This window comes from Plantactinospora sp. CNZ320 (assembly GCF_002846275.1).
This window is the reverse complement of record NZ_PJMP01000001.1, coordinates 3,947,188-3,967,804: the sequence shown is the minus strand read 5'-3', so window position 1 is coordinate 3,967,804 and position 20,617 is coordinate 3,947,188. Positions and strand designations below refer to the sequence as shown.

The following is a 20,617-nucleotide window of genomic DNA, read 5'->3' as shown; positions in this document are numbered from 1 at the left end:
CCGGCGGAGGCGTACGTTGTCTGCCCGGCGGCATAGACTCGCGGGGCGATGCATGCTCTCTTCGAACCCCCGCCGCCCTCCGTCCCTCCGGCCCCGGACGGGCCCCGGCACCGGCCCTCCGGCCCCGACCCGCAGGCCCTGCTGGCCGGGCTGAACGGGCCGCAGCGGGACGCGGTGACCCACTCCGGGGCACCGCTGCTGATCGTGGCCGGCGCCGGCTCGGGCAAGACCCGGGTGCTGACCCACCGGATCGCCTACCTGCTCGCCGCCCGGGACGTCCATCCGGGGCAGATCATCGCGATCACCTTCACCAACAAGGCGGCCGGGGAGATGAAGGACCGGGTCGCCGCGCTGGTCGGGCCGAGAGCCCGGCTGATGTGGGTCTCGACGTTCCACTCCGCCTGCGTACGCATCCTGCGGGCCGAGCACGAGCACGCCGGCCTGAAGTCGACGTTCTCGATCTACGACGCCGACGACTCGCGCCGGCTGATGCAGATGGTCACCCGGGAGCTGGACCTCGATCCGAAGCGCTATCCGGCCCGGGGACTGACCACCCAGGTCTCCAACCTGAAGAACGAGCTGATCGACCCGGAGACCTTCGCCGCCCGGGCGAAGGGGCCTAACGAGCGGGCGCTGGCCGAGGCGTACACGCTCTACCAGCGGCGACTCACCGAGGCGCACGCGCTCGACTTCGACGATCTGATCATGACGACTGTGCACCTGCTCCAGTCGCACCCGCACGTCGCCGAGAGCTACCGTCGCCGGTTCCGGCACGTACTCGTCGACGAATACCAGGACACCAACGCGGCCCAGTACACCCTGGTCAAGGAGCTGGTCGGCGGTACACCCGGGCTCGAGCCGGCCGAGCTGTGCGTGGTCGGCGACGCGGACCAGTCGATCTACGCGTTCCGGGGTGCCACCATCCGGAACATTCTCGAGTTCGAGCGGGACTTCTCCGACGCCCGGACGATCCTGCTGGAGCAGAACTACCGCTCCACCCAGACGATCCTCAACGCCGCCAACGCGGTGATCGAGCGGAACAGTTCGCGTAAGCCGAAGCGGCTGTGGAGCGAGGAGGGCGCGGGGGAGCAGATCGTCGGCTACGTCGCCGACACCGAGCACGCCGAGGCGGACTGGGTGGGTCGGGAGATCGACCGGCTCTGTGACGCCGATGCGGCCCGGCCGGGCGACGTGGCGGTCTTCTACCGCACCAACGCGCAGTCCCGGGTCTTCGAAGAGGTCTTCATCCGGGTCGGCCTGCCCTACAAGGTGGTCGGCGGGGTCCGGTTCTACGAGCGCAAGGAGGTCCGGGACGCCCTGGCCTACCTCCGCGCCGTGGTCAACGACGACGACACGGTGAGCATCAGGCGGATCCTCAACACCCCCCGCCGGGGCATCGGCGACCGGGCCGAGGCCTGCGTGGAGGCGCTGGCCACCCGGGACCGGATCTCGTTCGGCGCCGCGCTGCGCCGGGCCTCCGAGGCGCCCGGCATCTCCACCCGGTCGGCCAACGCCATCGCCGAGTTCGTCAGCCTGCTCGACGGGCTGCGGGAGCTGGCCGAGACCGCCCTGCCGGAGGAGGTGCTGGAGGCGGTCCTCACCCGCTCCGGCTACCTCGGCGAGCTGGAGGAGAGCATCGACCCGCAGGACGCCGGCCGGGTGGAGAACCTCCAGGAGCTGGTCAGCGTCGCCCGGGAGTACACCGAGCGGGTGGAGGCGCTGGCCGACGAGGGCGCGGCCGGCGCCACCCTGGCCGGCTTCCTGGAGCAGGTCGCGCTGGTCGCCGACGCCGACCAGGTGCCGTCGGACGATCCCGACCACCAGGGCGTGGTGACCCTGATGACCCTGCACACCGCCAAGGGGCTGGAGTTCCCGGTGGTCTTCCTGACCGGGCTGGAGGACGGCGTCTTCCCGCACCTGCGGGCGCTCGGCGACAACCGGGAGCTGGAGGAGGAGCGCCGGCTGGCCTATGTCGGGATCACCCGGGCCCGCAAGCGGCTCTACCTGTCCCGGGCGGTCACCCGGTCGGCCTGGGGGCAACCGTCCTACAACCCGCCGTCCCGGTTCGTCGACGAGCTGCCGGCCGACCTGGTCCGCTGGGAGCGCACCGGGGCCGCCTACACCTCGTGGTCGGGGACCGGCGGCGGCGTGGGTGGCCGGTCCGGCTCCGAGGACCGGTCCGGCGCCTACCGGGGTGGCGGCTTCTCCGGGGGTACGCCGAAGGCCGCCCAGCTCGCCTCCCGGCTCGGCATCGACGGCAGCCGGCTCAGTACGGCCAGCGAGTTGAAACAGCCACCCAAGGTCGCCGCCGGTGACCGGGTCAACCACCAGCGCTACGGCCTCGGTCGGGTGCTGGCGGTCGAGGGGCACGGTTCGGGTGCCCGGGCACAGATCGACTTCGGCGACCAGACGCTCTGGCTGGTGCTCCGGCACGCGCCGATCGACAAACTCTGACGACCGGCGCCGGCCGCCTCCCGGCCGGCGCGTCCGAGCACTCAGCAGCCCAGGTCCACCCCGCGGGCCCGCATCCAGGGTGCCGGGTCGACCTGGTTCCACAGCCCGTTGTGCACCTCGAAGTGCAGGTGCGGGCCGGTCGAGTCACCTGTGGAACCCTCGTACCCGATCAGTTGGCCGGGCTTGACCCGGTCCCCGACGCTCACCACCGTCCGGCTCTGGTGGGCGTAGTGGGTGAGCCAGCCGTTGCCGTGGTCGACGACGACCGAGATGCCGTACCCGGCGAAGTCCCAGCCCGCGTTCAGCACGGTGCCGCCTCCGGCGGCCCGGATCGGGGTCTCGGCCGGCATCGCCAGGTCGATGCCGGCGTGCATCACCCCCCAGCGCATCCCGTAGCAGGAGGTGACGGCGGCGCCCGGCATCGGGTTGACCCAGGCGGCGGCCTTCCGGGTCACGGTGGGGCTGGCCGCCTTCGCGCTGCTCCGGCTCGGCTTGGCGCTCGGCGGTCGGGTGGTGGCGGTGGCGCCCGGAGTCGGCGTCGCGGTCGCGGTGGGGGTCGGGGAGGTCGTCGGCGAGGTCGTCGGGGCGGTGGCCTCCCGTGCGGACCGGTCGGCACGCTCTGCGGCGGCGGCCCGAGCCGACTCCTCGGCGGCCACCGAGACCCGGTCGGACGACCCGTCACCGCCGAGGGTCACCGCGGTCACCGCGCCGGCCACGCCGAGGCCGAGCAGAGCGACCAGGCCGGGTACGAGGTAGCGGCTCCGGCCGCCGACCCGGTGCCGGGCGACACCCGACCCTCCGGTACGCCGGGGCGCGGCGGGTTCGGCGCCCAGGTCATCGGCGCCCAGGTCATCGGCGCCCAAGCCATCGGCGCCCAGGTCATCGGTCGTCTCGGGCTTGTTCGGATCGGTCTCCGGCACGACGGGTCCCTTCTGGAAGCGGAGTGGACCCGGAAATGGTGGTCGGCGCGGGGGTGCCCGGCCCGACCGGGTAGTCGGGCACGGCCGGGAGCCGGACCGCAGCAACCGGAGTTGTGCCGGAAATCAACCTCCTTGCCCCCGGTGTCGCCTGCGCTGTCTGTGCGTTCGGTCACATCGCCGGGTGTGGCGCAGGGAACTTCACCGACGCTCGGGCAAAGAAAACCGCCCAACCGGTGTCGGTTGGGCGGGAAGGTGGCGTTACCTGCGGTCAGGAGGCGGCTACACCGGCGTACGGGTCGTCGACTTGTAGCTGGATGTCCACATCCCGGTCCCGCAGGTAGGGGATCGGGTCGATCGGCTTGCCCTTGACATGCAGTTCGAGGTGCAGGTGTGAGCCGTAGGCGTGGCCGGTGTTGCCGACCAGGCCGAGCTGGTCACCGGCCTTGACCTCCTGCCCCTCGCTGACCAGCAGCTTGGAGGAGTGTCCGTAGATCGTCTCGGTACCGTCGGCGTGCTCGACGATCACGCAGTAGCCGTACCCGCCGAACCAGCCGGCCTTGGTGACCGTGCCCGCGTGCACCGCGTGGTAGGGGGTTCCCTCGGCGGCGGCCAGGTCGATGCCGGCGTGCAGCTTGTTCCACTTCATGCCGTACGGCGAGGTGAAGCTGTATTTCTCGAGCGGAAGCCGCCAGACGTCGGGCGCGGCGGCAAGTGTGGAGGCGAGACCGTCTTCCCGGTCGTCCCGGGAGGGCCGCTCGGCATCGGCGGCCCGGGCGCTCAGGTCCTCGCTGGTGGCGGCGGCCTTCTCCAGGTCCGCCAGCGCGGACGGGCTGACCGCCTTGGCGTCGGGCAGGGCCCCCGCGCCGAGCGCGACGACGCCGGCTCCGACGAAAGCGGTGGTGACAACAGCGGCGTAGCGACTACGCGGGGGTGTGGGGACGCGGCGTCGCCCTCGATAGCGATCGGGCTCAGACGACAGGCGCTGGCGCACGCACACCCTCCGTTGTCGGGTCAGTGTTGCGACCGTGACCGATGTTCGACCATCGAAGTGAACTCCGGTTGACCGCGTTGTCGCCGGGTCAGAGACCTGATGACAACCGTCGCCACGGTAGCCAACCCCTAGGCGCGCCACAAGTCGCAGCGCCAGATTGCCGGTTCGCTGTGCGGTTGTGCGTCATGGAATGCCACATCTCGTAACCTTTTGCGATCCACCTCGTTAGTGACTCTCCGTTACTTGTCATGCAGCGGTGTGTCATCGATTCGACCGGTGAGGGCATCGGCTCGGTGGACTCCCTAGGGGTGTGGCCGGAGGACCCTGGTTCGGGCCGGCGGGTCGGCGGGGCGTGCCGACACGCCGCCGGTGGGGGCTGGTTGCCCCGGGGAGTTCCCGGGCGGCCGGCAACCGGGTTACCGTTCGTTAAGGTAGCTCTGGCCGGTGTCCCTGGAGAGGTGTTGCGCTGATGAGTTCTCGGATCCGGGTGGTGGTCGCCAAGCCCGGCCTGGACGGGCACGACAGGGGAGCGAAGGTGGTCGCCCGGGCCCTGCGGGATGCCGGCATGGAGGTCATCTACACCGGCCTGCACCAGACGCCCGAGCAGATCGTCGAGACGGCGATCCAGGAGGACGCCGACGCGGTCGGCCTCTCGGTGCTCTCCGGTGCGCACATGACGCTGTTCCGCCGGGTGCTGGAACTGCTCGCCGAGCGGGACGTGACGGACCTCGTCGTCTTCGGCGGCGGGATCATCCCCGACGCGGACATCCCCGAGCTGGAGCGGCTCGGCGTCGCGAAGATCTTCACACCGGGCGCCACGACCGGTTCGATCGTGGAGTGGGTCCGCAGCAACGTCGGCCAACCGGTCGTCGGCTGACGCTCCGCCGACCGCCCGCCGACTGATCGGACCACGCGCCGGCTGGTGGTGCGGTGTGCTGGGTCGAGGTGCCGCGCCCGGAACCGAGGCAGCGGTCGGAGATGGGGGAGAGGCCGGACGCACCCCTCACACGTCCGGCCTCTCTATGCGCGATGCCCCGCCGCCACCCCTCGACCGACAGGGCATCGGCCGTCTCCGTCCTCGCGCTCCCCCGAGCGCTCCGACATCAGACTCAACGACGTCCCTTACGCCGGGTTACGCCGCCCCGGAAATCTTTTCCCGCGGTCCCGGGCCGGTGACTCCGCACGGCTCCGGTCGACCCCGCGACGGCCCGGCAACCTGCTGTGCGTTACCGCACACCGAGCACCCACGTGGATGCCGGGCGTGTCCACCTCGCTAGGCTGCGGCCGTTGACCTGTTGGTGGGTACAGCAGGTCAAAACTCATTCACACGCTGGCGGCGGTGCGACGGCGCGCCGCGGAGACGGGACGGGACGCGCAATCGTGGACCTGTACGAATACCAGGGGCGTGAGCTGTTCGAGCGGCACGGGCTGCCCGTGCTGGCCGGCGGTGTCGCGACGACCCCTGACGAGGCCCGCGCGATCGCCGAGCGCCTCGGCGGCCGGGTGGTCGTCAAGGCTCAGGTTAAGGTCGGCGGCCGGGGCAAGGCGGGCGGCGTCAAGCTCGCCGAGGGGCCGGACGAGGCGGTGGCCCGGGCCACCGACATCCTCGGCATGGACATCAAGGGCCACACGGTCAACAAGGTCATGCTGACTGTGACCGCCGACATCGCCGAGGAGTACTACTTCTCCTATCTGCTCGACCGCGCCAACCGCACCTTCCTCTGCATCGCCAGCGTGGCCGGCGGGATGGACATCGAGCAGGTGGCCGCCGAGACGCCGGAGCGGGTCGCCAAGGTCGCCATCGACGCCAACGCCGGGGTCGACGAGGCGAAGGCGCGGGAGATCGTCGAGGCCGCCGGCTTCCCGGCCGAGCTGACCGACCAGATCGTGCCGATCGCCGTACGCCTGTGGCAGGCGTTCGTGGCCGAGGACGCCACCCTGGTCGAGGTGAACCCGCTGGCCCGGACGACCGACGGCACGGTGCTCTGCCTCGACGCGAAGGTCTCGCTGGACGAGAACGCCGGCTTCCGGCACCCCGACCACGAGGCGCTTGTCGACCAGGCCGCGGTGGACCCGCTGGAGCAGCGGGCCAAGGAGAAGGACCTCAACTACGTCAAGCTGGACGGCGAGGTCGGCATCATCGGCAACGGCGCCGGCCTGGTGATGTCCACTCTCGACGTGGTGGCGTACGCGGGCGAGTCGCACGGCGGCGTCAAGCCGGCGAACTTCCTCGACATCGGTGGCGGCGCCAGCGCCGCGGTGATGGCGAACGGACTGGAGATCGTCCTCTCCGACCCGTCGGTACGCAGCGTCTTCGTGAACGTCTTCGGCGGGATCACCGCCTGCGACGAGGTCGCCAACGGCATCATCCAGGCGCTGGCCCTGCTCGCCGAGCGCGGCGAGACGGTCGACAAGCCCCTCGTGGTACGCCTCGACGGCAACAACGCGGAGGCCGGACGCGCGATCCTCGACGGCGCCGCCAACCCGCTGGTGCAGCGGGTGGACACTATGGACGGCGCGGCCCAGCGGGCCGCCGAGCTCGCGGCTGCGGGGGTTTGAGATGGCAATCTGGCTCACCAAGGAGTCCAAGGTCGTCGTACAGGGGATGACCGGCTCCGAGGGGATGAAGCACACCAAGCGGATGCTGGCCGCCGGTACCAACGTCGTCGGCGGGGTCAACCCGCGCAAGGCGGGCCAGAAGGTCGGCTTCGACAACGTCGAGCTGCCGGTCTTCGCCAACGTCGCCGAGGCGATGGCGGCCACCGGTGCCGACGTGACGGTCATCTTCGTACCGCCGCAGTTCACCCGGGGCGCGGTGATCGAGGCGATCGACGCCGGCATCCCGCTCGCCGTGGTGATCACCGAGGGCGTACCGGTGCACGACACCGCCGCGTTCTGGGCGTACAACCTGGCGCAGGGGGAGCGGACCCGGATCATCGGGCCGAACTGCCCCGGCATCGCCTCGCCGGGCGCCTCCAACGCCGGCATCATCCCGGCCGACATCACCGGTGCGGGCCGGATCGGCCTGGTCAGCAAGAGCGGCACCCTGACCTACCAGATGATGTACGAGCTGCGCGACATCGGCTTCTCCACCTGCGTCGGCATCGGCGGTGACCCGATCATCGGCACCACCCACATCGACGCGCTCGCGGCGTTCCAGGCCGACCCGGAGACCGACGCGATCGTGATGATCGGCGAGATCGGCGGTGACGCCGAGGAGCGGGCGGCCGAGTTCATCAAGGCCAACGTCACCAAGCCGGTGGTCGGCTACATCGCCGGTTTCACCGCGCCGCCCGGCAAGACCATGGGGCACGCCGGGGCGATCATCTCCGGTTCGGCTGGTACCGCCGACGCGAAGAAGGCCGCGCTGGAGGCGGTCGGGGTCAAGGTCGGCAAGACGCCGAGCGAGACCGCTCGGCTGATGCGCGAGCTGATGTCCGGCGGCTGAGCCGTCGACGCTTTCTGCCCCGGGGTGGTCGGCCTGTGCCGGCCACCCCGGTTTCGTACCTGCGCCCGGTTCCGTAACCGCGCGAGCGGGTTCCGCGGCGGGGACAAAGCGGATATCCCGCTGGCCCTGCCCATCCGTACGGTGGTGTCGCGAACCGGCCGACCCGCCGCCGTGCCAGAGTAGGTGCTGATGCCGCCACCCACCGTTCCCGACCGGCCGGAGCCGCCGAAGACCGAGCCGGTCACCTCGGCCGAGCCGGTCACGCCGGCCGCTGCCGCCGAGCCGGCCGGCCGTCGCGGGCCGCCGGCCGACCGGGAGCCACGCCGGAGCCGGCCTGCCGGCGCGTCATCGGCCGGACCGCGTCGGGTGCCCCGACAGAGGCCGGGCGGGCGGGGCCGGGCCCCACTGGCGGTCGCGGCGGCGGTGGCCGCCGGTTGGGCGGCCCTGGTCGGTTACCTACCGGTCGCCGTGGTGCTCGGGGTGGCCCGGTTCGCCGAGGGCAGCGGCGAGATCGTCGGCGCGGCCCGGCTGGGCCTGGCCGGATGGCTGCTCGGGCACGGCGTTCCACTACAGACCGACGCCGGGACGTTCGGTCTGCCGCCGCTCGCCCTCGCCATGCTGGCCGCCTGGCGGCTGAACCGGGCCGGGGTGCACGTCAGCCGGGCGGTCCGGGTCCGGGAACGGCCGACCGTGGGCCGCGCGCTCGCCGTCGCGCTGGCGGTCGGCATCGGGTACGGCGTGCTCGGCGGGCTGGCCGCGCTGCTGCTCGGCGGTGCCGGGCCGACCGTCGAACCCGTACGGGCCGCGTTGACGCTGGCCGGCTTCGGCACCCTCGCCGCGTTCTTCGGTGCCGCCCGGGCCAGCGGTGTGCTGGTGGCGGTGGCCCGGCGTACTCCGCTGGCGCTCCGGGACGGGCTGCGCACCGGGGTGGTCGCCGCCATGCTGCTGCTCGGGGCCGGTGCCGGGGTGGCCGGGCTGGCGGTGGCCACCGGCGGGGGCGAGGCCGGCGACATGATCGGGGCGTACCGCACAGGTGTGCTCGGCCAGGCGGGCATCACCCTGGTCAGTCTCGGGTACGCGCCGAACGCCGCCGTCTGGGCGGCCAGCTATCTGCTCGGGCCGGGGTTCGCCGTCGGTACCGACACGGTGGTCCGGACCTCCGAGGTCTCCATCGGAGCGCTGCCGGCCGTACCCCTGATGGCCGGGCTGCCGCAGGGCCCGCTCGGCGGGGTCGGCGGTGCCGTGCTGGCCGTACCGGTGCTGGCCGGCATGACCGCGGGCTGGTTGCTCGCCCGCCGCCGGATGCGGTCCGCGGCCGAACGGAACGTGGCACCGCCCGGCTGGCCCGCGCTGCTGGGCGCGGCGGCGGTCGGCGGTCCCGTCGCCGGGGTGGTACTCGGGGTGGCGGCCCTGCTCTCCGGCGGACCGCTCGGCGGCGGCCGGCTCGCCGAGGTGGGGCCGGCGCACTGGCAGGTGGCCGCCGGGGCGGCCGTCGTCGTGCTGGCCGGCACCCTGATCGGCGCCGCCGCGACCCGCGCCGTCGCCCGGAGTTGAGCCGCTGGCCTGCGGGCCCGGAGACGCCGCTGGCGTGCGGGCCCGGAAACGTGCTCGGGGCGCCCCGGAAATCCGGGGCGCCCCGATGCGGCTGTCGCGGCTCGCGGCCGGTCACCTCTCCGGACGGTGGTACCCCGCCCGGCTGGTCGTCACGGCGTGTAGCCGAAACCGTTGATGTTCAGCACGAGCGCGAGGATCATGCTGACCACTCCGAGGAGCACGCCGACGCCACCGCAGATGAGGCCGGCGAGCGCCTGCCCGCCGTTGCTGGCCTCACCCCGGCTGGCCTTGCCCCGGCCGAGGAAGCCGAGCACCACGCCGGCGATCCCGGCGATGAGACCCAGCGCGGCACAGCACACCGCCGCGGGAATCGAGACGATGCCGACGATCATCGCGATCAGGCCGAGGGTGTTGTTCTGCCCGCCGGCCGGCGCGTATCCGCCGCCCGGGTAGCCGGGTGCCGCGCCGTAGGGCTGGCCCGGCATCGGCTGCTGACCGTACGGGTCCTGGTACGGCTGCTGCGCGTCCTGGTACTGCGGCTGCCCGTACGGCTGGCCCGAGGTCGGCTGCCCGTAGGGCTGGCCCGAGGTCGGCTGCCCGTACGGCTGGCCCGAGGTCGGCTGCGGTGGCTGCGCGTACGGATCCTGGTGCTGCGGTGCGTTCGGATCCGACGGCTGCTGCCCGTACGGGTCCTGACCTGGGTAGCCGGGCTGCATGACAAGACTCCTTCGACAGGTCTTTCAGACTAGATGCTCGACGCCGAGTTGGCGCTGATGACGAAACTGATGACGCAGCAGATCAGCGAGACGACCCAGAGGCAGATGCCGATGATCAGGGCCAGCTTCGACCACTTGCGCGACTCGGCGGCGGCGGCCTGGGCCGCCTGGTAGTTGCCCTGCTGGAGCAGGGGGTTCACCTTCGAGGCGTTCATGATCGCCGGGATGGCCAGCGGCCAGAACAGGAAGATCGCGACGATGGACATCGTCATGTTGTTGTTGATCTCTTGCGGGGGGTGTGAGGGGTACCCAGGTTGCATGTGTCTTGGCTCCTTGGCCTGCACTCAGCGCATGTGTGAAATTACCGAGGGATATCTCCTGGGGCAGGTTGCTGCCCCGAGCGTCCGGCAGCGTACCTAATCAGTGCCACTTTGGTGGCCCGCTCGCCGCCCGACATGCCGATAGTGATCGACACCGCCCTCTGCGGTGACGTCGCCGGGGTCGCGCCGCCGGGTCGACGGGGTCGCGCCGCCGGTAAGTCGGCCTGACCTGCCCGGTAGGGTGCTGGGGTGACTGAGCCCGTGTCGGCAGCCCGTGTCGTCGTCCTCGTCTCCGGCTCCGGGAGCAACCTCCAGGCCCTTCTCGACGCCTGCGCCGACCCGGCGTACGGCGCCCGGGTGGTCGCCGTCGGTGCGGACCGGGACGGTATCGCCGGGCTCGACCGCGCCGCCGCGGCCGGGGTACCCACCTTCGTCGATTCCGTCAAGGCGTACCCGACGCGCGAGGAGTGGGACCGGGCGCTCACCGCGCACGTCGCCGGGTACGAACCCGACCTGGTCGTCTCGGCCGGCTTCCTCAAGCTGGTCGGCCCGCACTTCCTGGCGGCCTTCGGCGACCGGTACGTCAACACGCACAACTCGCTGCTGCCCGCCTTTCCCGGCATGCACGGGCCGCGCGACGCCCTCGGCTACGGAGTCAAACTCGCCGGGGCCACGCTCTTCTTCGTCGACGCCGGTGTCGACACCGGGCCGATCATCGCCCAGGTGGCGGTGCCGGTGCTCGACGACGACGACGAGGAGACCCTCACCGAGCGGATCAAGGTGGCCGAGCGGCGGCAGCTCGTCACGCAGGTCGGCCGGCTGCTCCGGGAGGGTTGGACGATCACTGGAAGGAAGGTCACGATCGGAGTGAGCGACACGAGTTCCGGCGCGGACGGCCGGCGGCCGATCAGGCGCGCGCTGGTCAGCGTCTACGACAAGACCGGGCTGGTCGAACTGGCCCGGGCGCTGCACGGCGCCGGAGTCGAGATCGTCTCCACCGGCAGCACGGCGGCGACCATCGAGGGGGCCGGGATCCCGGTCACCCCGGTCGAGGCGCTGACCGGCTTTCCCGAGGTGCTCGACGGTCGGGTCAAGACGCTGCACCCGAAGGTGCACGCCGGGCTCCTGGCCGACCTGCGGCTCCAGCGGCACGAGGAGCAGCTCGGTGAGCTGGGCATCGCCCCGTTCGACCTGCTGGTGTCGAATCTCTACCCGTTCACCGAGACGGTCGCCTCCGGCGCGGACTTCGACAGTTGCGTCGAGCAGATCGACATCGGTGGGCCGGCGATGGTCCGGGCGGCGGCCAAGAACCACGCCTCGGTAGCGGTGGTGACGTCGGTGTCGGCGTACCCGTCGGTGCTGGCCGCCCTGGCCGACGGTGGTTTCAGCGCCGGGCAGCGCCAGCAGCTCGCGGCCCGCGCCTTCGCCGACATCGCCGAGTACGACGTGGCGGTGGCGAACTGGTTCGCGGCGCGGACCGGGCCGGAGGAGCAGGAGTGGCCGGCCTTCGCCGGTCAGGTGCTGAGCACACCCACCCCGCTGCGGTACGGCGAGAATCCGCACCAGGCGGCGGTGCTCTACGTCGACCCGGCGTCCCCGCCCGGGCTGGCCCAGGCCGAGCAGTTGCACGGCAAGGAGATGTCCTACAACAACTATGTCGACGCGGACGCGGCCTGGCGGGCGGTGAACGACTTCGCCGACCAGCCGGCGGTGGCGATCATCAAGCACGCCAACCCGTGCGGCATCGCGGTCGGCACCGACGTGGCGCAGGCGCACCGGCGGGCACACGCCTGCGACCCGGTCTCCGCGTTCGGCGGGGTGATCGCGGTCAACCGGCCGGTCTCGGTCGAGATGGCGCAGCAGGTCGCCGAGGTCTTCACCGAGGTACTCGTGGCACCCGACTTCGAGCCGGGTGCGGTGGACGTACTCTCCGGCAAGAAGAACATCCGGCTGCTGCGCGCGCCCGCCTGGGCGCCGTACCCGGCGGAGTGGCGGCCGGTCAGCGGCGGCGTACTGATGCAGATGGCCGACCGGGTGGACGCGCCCGGCGACGACCCGACGGCGTGGCGGCTGGCCACCGGCGAGCCCGCCGACGAGGCGACCCTGGCCGATCTCGCCTTCGCCTGGCGGGCCGTCCGGGCGGTGAAGAGCAACGCGATCCTGCTCGCCGCCGACGGCGCGACCGTGGGGGTCGGGATGGGCCAGGTCAACCGGGTCGACTCGGCGCACCTGGCGGTCTCCCGGGCCGGTGCCGAGCGGGCCCGGGGCGCGGTTGCCGCCTCGGACGCGTTCTTCCCGTTCCCGGACGGGCTCCAGGTGCTGATCGACGCCGGGGTCCGGGCTGTCGTCCAGCCCGGCGGCTCGGTACGTGACGAGGAGGTCGTCGCGGCGGCCACGGCGGCCGGGATCACCATGTACCTCACCGGCACCCGGCACTTCTTCCACTGAGGACGGTTCCACGGACGAGGGCAGCGCTCCGCCCACCGCCGGCCCGGCCCGGTCCGGTCAACCGACCCGCAGCAGCACGCTGCCGGTCGCGCCACCGGACCGGCTGGCCTGTACGGCCCAGCAGCCGGCGGTGGGGAAGTTCCAGCCGGTACCCCACTCGTCGCCCGGCCTGGTCCAGCTGCTCGCGCCGTGTCCGGTGGGTCCCCAGACCGGTTCGACAGTGACCCCGCCGGGGCCGGTGGCCCGGATGCTCAAGGTGCCGGAGCCGGTCATCCGCCAGACGATCTTTTCGTCCCGCCCGGGGTGCAGCCCCGGGTCGCCGCGCGGGAAGAGCAGGCCCCAGAACGAGTTCCCGGCGTCCGCGATCCCCTGCACCTCGAGCGGGTTCTCGGCGCTGCCCGGGGTGGCCGGGCAGGTGTCGACCGGCCCGGTGGCATCCTCGGTCAGGACCAGCGGGACAGTCACGGCCAGCGAAGCCGCCAGGGCCAGCAGGACCAGCGTCACGGGTACGACTCTTCGTGCCATGTAGACGAGAGCCGGGGGACCGTCGCGCGGTTCCCGGCGTCAGGAGACGACGTGCTGCTTCAGTTCGGCGAAGTGGCAGGCGGACGGGTGTGGCTCGACGGCCCGGAGCACGAGCTGCGGCTCCTGGGTCGCGCAGATCTCCTGCGCCTTCCAGCACCGGGTGCGGAACCGGCAACCCGACGGCGGGTTGGCCGGCGACGGCACGTCACCGTCGAGCCGGATGATCTCGCGGTGCGACCGGGCCTTCGGGTCCGGCACGGGTACCGCCGAGAGCAGCGCCTGGGTGTACGGATGGGTCGGCCGCTCGTAGATCTCGTCCTCGGTACCGATCTCCACGATCTTGCCCAGGTACATAACCGCGACCCGGTCGGCGATGTGCCGCACCACAGACAGGTCGTGCGCGATGAAGATGTAGGAGAGCCCGAGTTCGTCCTGGAGGCTCTCCAGCAGGTTGATCACCTGGGCCTGGATCGACACGTCCAACGCCGACACCGGCTCGTCACAGACGATGATCTCCGGCTTCAACGCCAGCGCCCGCGCGATACCGATCCGCTGCCGCTGCCCACCCGAGAACTGGTGCGGATACCGGTTGATGTGCTCCGGGTTCAATCCGACCAGATCCAACAACTCCCGCACCCGCTGCCGGCGGGAGCCGCGCGGTGCGGCGTCCGGGTGGATGTCGAACGGCTCCCCGATGATGTCGCCGACCGTCATCCGCGGGTTCAGCGAGGTGTACGGGTCCTGCATGACCATCTGCACGTTCCGGCGCATCCGGCGCAGTTCCCCGCCGGAGAGCTTGAACATGTCCCGGCCCTCCAGCATCGCCCGGCCCGAGGTCGGGGTCTCCAGCCGCATCAGCAGCTTGGCCAGGGTCGACTTGCCGCAGCCGGACTCACCGACGATGCCGAGGGTCTCGCCCCGGTTCAGCTCGAAGCTGACCCCGTCGACCGCCTTGACGGCGCCGATCTGCCGCTTGAAGACGATGCCCTGGGTGATCGGGAAGTGCTTGACGACGTTCTCGACCCGCAGCACGGTCTCGCCGCGCGGCTTGGCGGTACTTGTCTGCTGCTGGTCAGAGGGTGCCATCGAGGACCTCCTGGGCGAAGTGGCAGGCGCTGGTCCGGCCGTTGCCGAGCGACCGGCTGGCCGGCACGACGTCGACGCACTCCTGCCGGGCGTACGGGCAGCGCGGGTGGAACGGGCATCCACTGGGGATCCGCATCAGGTTGGGCGGCAGGCCCTTGATGGTGGTCAGCCGCTGACCCTTGAGGTCGAGCCGGGGAATCGACTCCAGCAACCCCTTGGTGTACGGGTGTGCCGGTGCCTCGTACAGCGAGTGCACGTCGGCGTGCTCGACGATCCGGCCGGCGTACATCACGGCGATCCGGTCGGCCACGTCGGCGACGACCCCGAGGTCGTGGGTGATCAGGATCATCGCCATGTTCAGGTCCCGGCGCAGCTCGCCGAGCAGGTCCATGATCTGGGCCTGCACCGTCACGTCCAGCGCCGTGGTCGGCTCGTCGGCGATCAGCACCGCCGGGTCCAGGGCCAGCGACATCGCGATCATGACACGCTGCCGCATGCCGCCGGAGAACTGGTGCGGATAGTCCCCGATCCGCTGCTTCGCGGCCGGGATCTTGACCAGTTCCATGAGTTCGATCGCCCGGCGCTTGGCCTGGGCCCGGGACAGTCCCTCGCGCAGCCGCAGCATCTCGCCGATCTGCCAGCCGACCGGGAAGACCGGGTTCAGCGCGGAGAGCGCATCCTGGAAGATCATCGAGATCTGCTTGCCGCGTACCTTCCGGCGCTCCTCCTCGGGCAGCCTCAGCAGGTCGGTACCGCGGTAGAGGATCTGGCCGGTCGGGATGACCGCCGGCGGCATGTCTAGGATGCCCATGATCGCCTGCGCGGTCACCGACTTGCCGGAGCCCGACTCGCCGAGTACCGCCAGGGTCTCTCCGGCGTCCAGGTGGTACGAGACGCCGTTGATCACCTTCGCCACACCGTCCCGGGTGTGGAACTCGACGAAGAGGTCCCGTACCTCCAGCAGGTGCCCGCCGTCTCCACCGGCCGGTTGCCGGTCGCCGAGCCCGCTCCGTTCGTTCACGTGCACCGTCATGTGGTCACCGCAGCTTCGGGTCGAAGGCGTCGCGGATCGCGTCGCCGAGCATGATGAAGGCCAGTACGGTCAGCGCCAGGAAGGTCGAGGGCACCACGAGCGGTACCGCCGACTCCCGCATGTGCGTCCGCCCGGCGTCGATGTCGATGCCCCAGGAGATGGTCGGGGCCTTCAGGCCGATGCCGAGGAACGAGAGTGTCGCCTCGGCGGCGATGAACGAGCCGAGCGCGATGGTCAGCACCACGATCACCGGGGCCAGCGAGTTGGGCAGGATGTGCCGCCACATGGTCCGGCCGTTGCCGGCGCCGAGCATCCGGGCCGCCGCGACGTAGTCCTGCTGCTTGGCGGTGATCACCGAGGAGCGGATCACCCGGGCGGCGGTGGTCCAGCCGAGGATCGCGAGTACGAAGATCACCGCCATGATCCGGACGTTCGGGCTGTCGCTGCTGATCCGCTTGAGCATCACGATCGCGGCGAGCAGCAGCGGGATGCCGAGGACCACGTCGATCACCCGGGACAGCACCGCGTCGACCCACCGGCCGAAGTAGCCGGCGAGCATGCCGACGGTGATCGCGATCAGCCCGGTGACCAGCGCCGAGAAGGCGCCGACCAGCAGCGATGCCCGGGCACCGAAGACGGCACGCGCGTAGATGTCGCAGCCCTGGAAGTCGTACCCGAACGGGGCGCCGCCGCCGGGGCCGGCGTGCTGCCGGGCCAGCGTGCAGTCCTGCGGGTCGTTCGCGGTGAACAGGCCGGGGAAGGCCGCCATCGCGGTGACCACGAGCACCAGTACCAGGGAGATCCAGAAGATCGGGTTGCGGCGCAGGTCGCGCCAGGCGTCGCCGGCCAGGCTGCGCGGCCGGGCGGCCGGGTCGGTCCCGGCCTTGCCGCCGGCCGTCCCGGCCGCGGCGACTGTCTCAAGCTCACTCATGCCTGTTGATCCCTCACTCGTACCGGATGCGGGGGTCGAGGACGGCGTAGAGGACGTCGACCACGAGGTTCGACACCAGATAGACCACGACCAGCACACTGACCAGGCCGACCACCAGTGGGCCGTCCTCGGTCTTGATGCCGCGGAAGAGGTTGAACCCGACGCCCGGGATGTTGAAGACGCCCTCGGTGATGATCGCGCCGCTCATCAGGTTGCCGAGTTCGACGCCGAGGAAGGTGATCACCGGGATCAGCGAGTTCCGGAGTACGTGCACGCTTACGATGCGGCGCACCGGCAGCCCCTTGGCCCTCGCGGTCCGTACGTAGTCGGAGCGGAGGTTCTCGGCGACCGAGGTACGGGTCAGCCGCAGCGCGGTGGCCAGGGACAGGGAGCCGAGCACGATGCCGGGCAGCAGCAGGGCGTAGAGGCTGGGCTGGGCGCCGGCGGTCGGCGGGAAGAGCGGCAGCTTGACGCCGAGGAAGTACTGCGCGAGCGGCGCCAGCACGATGGTGGGGATGCCCAGCACCAGCAGGGTCAGCACCAGGGTGGCGTTGTCGAAGATGCTGCCCCGGCGGAGTCCGGCGATGACCCCGGAGGTGACGCCGACCACGATCGCCACCAGCAGGCCGATGAGCGCGAGCTTCACGGTGACCGGCCAGGCCTGGGCCAGCATGTCGCCGATCTCCCGGCCGGTGAGCGAGTCGCCGAGGTCGCCCCGGAGCAGGTTGCCGACGTAGTCGAAGTAGCGGTAGAAGAAGCCGCCGACGCCGGTCTGGTCGAGGTGGAACTTCTCGGTCAGGTACGCCCGCTGCGCCTCGCTGACCGGGCGCTCACCGGCGAGCGCCTGGATGGGGTCACCCTGTCCGGCGAACATCAGCGCGTAGACGATCAGAGTGGTCCCGAAGAAGGCCAGGACCATCTGAAGCAGGCGCCGCACGATGTAGCGGAACATGCTGCTTACTCTCCGTGGGGATGGCTGGGGCGCGATGCGCGGGAAACGGTCCGGGCCACCCGAGGAGTTACCGGGTGGCCCGGACCGGCCTTGCGGTCAGCTCAGCTGACGACCTCGATCTTGGTCATGTCGACGACCTGGAAGAGGTCGACCTCGACGTTCTTGACCCGGGTCGAGTGCGCGTAGACGTTCTGGCCGAACCGGAGCGGGATCACCGGCATCTCGGCGGCCAGGATGTCCTCGGCCTGCTGGTACTTCTTGATCGCCTCGTCCGCGGTCGCGGCGGTCGTGCCCTCCTGCACCAGGCGGTCGAACTCCGGGTTGCTGTACCCGTAGTAGTTCGACGAGCCGTTGGTGGTGTACAGCGGGCCGAGGTAGTTCTCCATCGACGGGTAGTCCATCAGCCAGCCGAGCCGGATCAGGCCGACCGGCTGCTTGTTGTCGACCTTGGTCAGCAGGTCCGAGAACTTCGGCTCGGCCGCACCCACGCACTCCACGCCCAGGTTGGCCTTGAGCTGGTTGCAGGTCGCGTCGACCCAGTCCTTGTGCCCACCGTCACCGTTGTAGGTGATCTTCAGCTCGCTCGGTCCACCCGCGGCCTGGTAGAGCTCCTTGGCCTTGGCCGGGTTGAACTCGCAGGCCTCGCCGCAGGTGTCGTCGCGGTAGCCGGCGACCACCGGGGAGACGAAGGAGCGCGCCGAGATCTGCGACCCCTTGAAGATGGACTTGCTGATCTCGTCCCGGTCGATCGCCATGGAGACGGCCTTGCGGACGTCAGGCTTGCTGAACTCCTCCTCGAACGTGGGGAACGCCACGAACTGGAAGGCGGAGGCCGGGCTCTGCTTGAACCGGTCACCCAGGTCGGTGGCCGCGGTGCTCAGGTTCTCGGTCGGGACGGTGACGTCCACGTCGAGGTTGTCCGACAGCACGTCCGCGTACGCGGCGGTGAGCTGCTGGTAGATCCGGAACTCGGCGCCGGCGACCTTCGGCTTCTCGCCCGGGTACGCGTCGTAGCGCTCGACCTCGACCTTGGCGTCGTGCTGCCAGGTGCCCTTCATCTTGAAGGGACCGTTGCCGATCGGGGCGTCCTCGAAGCCTTCCTTGATCACGCCGGGTGCCGAGAAGGCGGCCGCCGGCAGCGGGTAGAACGCGGTGTAGCCGAGCACCGTCTTGAACTCGGTGTACGGCTTGGCCAGCGTCACCGTGAAGGTCAGGTCGTCGACCTTCTTCAGCCCGCTCATGGTGGTGGCCTTCGGCTCCGGCGCCTTCTGCGGGCCGTCGCCGTCCGGGTCCTCCGACTGGAGGTCCTCGTAGCCGGCGATCTTCTCGAAGAAGTAGCTGTTGCCCTGGCCGTTCGGCGCGTAGGCGCCGTAGTTCCAGGCGTTGATGTAGCTGTCCGCGGTCACCTTCTCGCCGTTGTGGAAGGTGTAGCCGTCCTTCAGCTTGATCGTCCAGGTCACGTTGTCGGTCGAGTTCACGGACTCGGCGGCGACCTCGAACGGCTTGTTCTGCTCGTCGTAGTCGACCAGCGGGGTGAACAGGGCGGAGAGCACCTGGTTGCCGCTCGACTCGTTGGTGTTGGTCGGGATCAGGTGCTGCGGTTCCGCGATCTGGATCGAAACCGTGGCATTCGGGTCGCTCTCCCCCGAGTCGCCGCCCCCGCCACAGGCCGCCAGGCCGAGGGTCGCGGCAAGGGGGAGGGCGGTCCAGGCAGCGAGCCTACGAACCTGCATTGAGCCTCCTCGTCTCCTTACGCTGCGCAGGCATCCGCCTACAGAGGTAACGCTGTGCAACGCTCGGCAAAGGTAGGTCGGAGCAGGACCCCTGGCCAAACTGGATGGTCACGAGTCTGTAACACAGTTCCGGGGCATGACTTGCAGATATGCCGGCTGACCTGCTATCGCGACTCCGGGCAGAGTGAGCCACGGATTCGGGCGTACGGAACCTATCAGGCTTGAATGGCATCGGTTGCCCATTGTGAGCCGGGCAACTGCGCCTCTGGGATTAGTCCGTATTGACCCTGATCGTGTCTTCCACATTGTGGACTTCTCCACAAGATCTCACTGAGCGTGACTAAGAACACGGCTACGTATAGTGAACATCTTCCGCTCGATCGCCTTCCGCTCCGGCTTGGTCATGTTGCCGATCCCCGCGCCGAGCAGCCGGGTGCCGGGCCGGCCCGCCGAACCGCGTGAGACGATCTGTGCTGTGACGGCCACCCTTCTCGACGGCAAAGCGACAGCGGCAGACATCAAGGACGAACTTCGCGACCGGGTGAAGACGCTGGCCGATCGCGGCGTCGTACCGGGACTGGGCACCGTACTGGTCGGCGAGGACCCCGGCTCCCAGGCGTACGTCAACGGCAAGCACCGGGACTGCGCCGAGGTCGGCATCGCCTCGATCCGCCGCGAGTTGCCGGCCGACGCCACCCAGGAGCAGGTCGACGCGACGATCGCCGAACTCAACGCCGACCCGGCCTGCCACGGCTACATCGTGCAGCTCCCGCTTCCGGTGCAGCTGGACACCCAGCGGGTGCTGGAGATGATCGACCCGGACAAGGACGCCGACGGGCTGCACCCGGTCAACCTCGGCCGGCTCGTTCTCGGCTACCCCGGGCCGCTGCCCTGCACCCCGCGCGGCATCGTCGAGCTGCTCCGCCGGCACGACGTGCCGCTGCGCGGCGCCGAGGTGGCGGTGGTCGGCCGGGGCAACACCGTCGGCCGGCCGCTCGGGTTGCTGCTGACCCGGCGCAGCGAGAACGCCACGGTGACGCTCTGCCACACCGGCACCCTCGACCTGGCCGCGCACACCCGGGCCGCCGACATCGTGATCGTGGCGGCCGGCGTACCGGGCCTGCTCACCGCCGACATGGTCCGGCCGGGCGCGGTGGTCGTCGACGTCGGCATCACCCGGGTGATCGGCGCGGACGGCAAGGGCCGCTACACCGGGGACGTCGGTCCGGATGTCGCCGAGGTGGCCGGCAAGCTGGTGCCGATGCCGGGTGGAGTCGGCCCGATGACCCGGGCGATGCTGCTGGCCAACGTGGTGGAGCGGGCCGAGACCCAGCTCGAGTCCGCCGTCCGGAGCTGAGGCCCTGCGCCGGGTCCGTCCCGCGACTTGAGCCCGCACCGGGTCCGTTCCGCCGATCTGACTTCCGCACCGGGTCCCGCGCGTCCGGATCCGGCACGTCAGGTCCCGGCCCGTCCGGATGTGCCCCAACCGGGGCCCGTCTGTCCGGG

Annotated in this window: 17 protein-coding genes; 7 read left to right on the top strand and 10 right to left on the bottom strand. The window is 70.8% G+C overall.

The genetic code is table 11. The features are described from left to right. The first annotated feature begins 48 nt into the window (after positions 1 to 48). Entirely contained in the window at positions 49 to 2,454 is a 2,406-nt protein-coding gene (pcrA, locus tag CLT71_RS17425; RefSeq protein ID WP_101368043.1) for a DNA helicase PcrA, read from the top strand. Positions 2,455 to 2,495: 41 nt separating this feature from the next. On the opposite strand, the gene CLT71_RS17420 is transcribed toward pcrA, so the two are convergent. Both CLT71_RS17420 and CLT71_RS17415 read right to left on the bottom strand, forming a co-directional pair. Then, a complete protein-coding gene (locus CLT71_RS17420; protein WP_101371535.1) occupies positions 2,496 to 3,287 on the bottom strand; it encodes a M23 family metallopeptidase in 792 nt (263 codons plus the stop codon). A gap of 355 nt (positions 3,288 to 3,642) precedes the next feature. Next, positions 3,643 to 4,365 carry a peptidoglycan DD-metalloendopeptidase family protein gene (locus CLT71_RS17415; RefSeq protein ID WP_101371534.1) on the bottom strand — a complete coding sequence of 241 codons (723 nt, stop codon included), beginning with the start codon at positions 4,363 to 4,365 and terminating at the stop codon, positions 3,643 to 3,645. A 469-nt stretch (positions 4,366 to 4,834) separates the two neighbouring features. Between CLT71_RS17415 and icmB the strand changes: the two genes are divergently transcribed. The 4 genes from icmB to CLT71_RS17395 all read left to right on the top strand — a co-directional run bounded on the left by icmB (position 4,835) and on the right by CLT71_RS17395 (position 9,367). Then, positions 4,835 to 5,242, top strand: coding sequence for a coenzyme B12-dependent isobutyryl CoA mutase small subunit (gene icmB / locus CLT71_RS17410; protein WP_101368042.1), 408 nt, complete (start codon positions 4,835 to 4,837; stop codon positions 5,240 to 5,242). 503 nt (positions 5,243 to 5,745) lie between these two features. Further along, positions 5,746 to 6,924 carry an ADP-forming succinate--CoA ligase subunit beta gene (sucC, locus tag CLT71_RS17405; protein WP_101368041.1) on the top strand — a complete coding sequence of 393 codons (1,179 nt, stop codon included), beginning with the start codon at positions 5,746 to 5,748 and terminating at the stop codon, positions 6,922 to 6,924. Between the two features lies 1 nt (position 6,925). Then, positions 6,926 to 7,813, top strand: a complete 888-nt coding sequence (gene sucD / locus CLT71_RS17400; RefSeq protein WP_101368040.1) for a succinate--CoA ligase subunit alpha — start codon at positions 6,926 to 6,928, stop codon at positions 7,811 to 7,813. 189 nt (positions 7,814 to 8,002) lie between these two features. Next, positions 8,003 to 9,367, top strand: a complete 1,365-nt coding sequence (locus CLT71_RS17395) for a cell division protein PerM (protein ID WP_486483314.1) — start codon at positions 8,003 to 8,005, stop codon at positions 9,365 to 9,367. Between the two features lie 149 nt (positions 9,368 to 9,516). On the opposite strand, the gene CLT71_RS17390 is transcribed toward CLT71_RS17395, so the two are convergent. Beyond that, positions 9,517 to 10,083, bottom strand: coding sequence for a hypothetical protein (locus CLT71_RS17390; RefSeq protein ID WP_101368039.1), 567 nt, complete (start codon positions 10,081 to 10,083; stop codon positions 9,517 to 9,519). Positions 10,084 to 10,112: 29 nt separating this feature from the next. Then, a complete protein-coding gene (locus CLT71_RS17385) occupies positions 10,113 to 10,355 on the bottom strand; it encodes a CD225/dispanin family protein (protein ID WP_486483313.1) in 243 nt (80 codons plus the stop codon). Positions 10,356 to 10,652: 297 nt separating this feature from the next. Between CLT71_RS17385 and purH the strand changes: the two genes are divergently transcribed. Further along, complete coding sequence (gene purH, locus CLT71_RS17380) at positions 10,653 to 12,851, top strand: bifunctional phosphoribosylaminoimidazolecarboxamide formyltransferase/IMP cyclohydrolase (RefSeq protein WP_101368037.1); 2,199 nt, start codon at positions 10,653 to 10,655, stop codon at positions 12,849 to 12,851. A 57-nt stretch (positions 12,852 to 12,908) separates the two neighbouring features. On the opposite strand, the gene CLT71_RS17375 is transcribed toward purH, so the two are convergent. From CLT71_RS17375 to CLT71_RS17350, 6 genes are all read right to left on the bottom strand, one after another. Next, positions 12,909 to 13,355: a hypothetical protein gene (locus CLT71_RS17375; protein WP_101368036.1), complete on the bottom strand. Its 447-nt coding sequence runs from the start codon at positions 13,353 to 13,355 to the stop codon at positions 12,909 to 12,911. 60 nt (positions 13,356 to 13,415) lie between these two features. Beyond that, positions 13,416 to 14,462 carry a dipeptide ABC transporter ATP-binding protein gene (locus CLT71_RS17370; RefSeq protein ID WP_101368035.1) on the bottom strand — a complete coding sequence of 349 codons (1,047 nt, stop codon included), beginning with the start codon at positions 14,460 to 14,462 and terminating at the stop codon, positions 13,416 to 13,418. Further along, positions 14,449 to 15,495 carry an ABC transporter ATP-binding protein gene (locus tag CLT71_RS17365; RefSeq protein WP_101368034.1) on the bottom strand — a complete coding sequence of 349 codons (1,047 nt, stop codon included), beginning with the start codon at positions 15,493 to 15,495 and terminating at the stop codon, positions 14,449 to 14,451. Before CLT71_RS17365 ends, CLT71_RS17370 begins: the two co-directional genes overlap by 14 nt. Positions 15,496 to 15,499: 4 nt before the next feature. Continuing rightward, entirely contained in the window at positions 15,500 to 16,426 is a 927-nt protein-coding gene (locus CLT71_RS17360; protein ID WP_101368033.1) for an ABC transporter permease, read from the bottom strand. A gap of 13 nt (positions 16,427 to 16,439) precedes the next feature. Then, the gene (locus CLT71_RS17355) at positions 16,440 to 17,378 is read right to left on the bottom strand and encodes an ABC transporter permease (protein ID WP_101368032.1); all 939 of its coding nucleotides are present in this window, start codon (positions 17,376 to 17,378) and stop codon (positions 16,440 to 16,442) included. A 101-nt stretch (positions 17,379 to 17,479) separates the two neighbouring features. Further along, the gene (locus tag CLT71_RS17350) at positions 17,480 to 19,111 is read right to left on the bottom strand and encodes an ABC transporter substrate-binding protein (protein ID WP_101368031.1); all 1,632 of its coding nucleotides are present in this window, start codon (positions 19,109 to 19,111) and stop codon (positions 17,480 to 17,482) included. Between the two features lie 475 nt (positions 19,112 to 19,586). On the opposite strand from CLT71_RS17350, the gene CLT71_RS17345 reads away from it, so the two are divergent. Next, positions 19,587 to 20,468 carry a bifunctional methylenetetrahydrofolate dehydrogenase/methenyltetrahydrofolate cyclohydrolase gene (locus CLT71_RS17345; RefSeq protein ID WP_101371532.1) on the top strand — a complete coding sequence of 294 codons (882 nt, stop codon included), beginning with the start codon at positions 19,587 to 19,589 and terminating at the stop codon, positions 20,466 to 20,468. Positions 20,469 to 20,617: the final 149 nt, after the last annotated feature.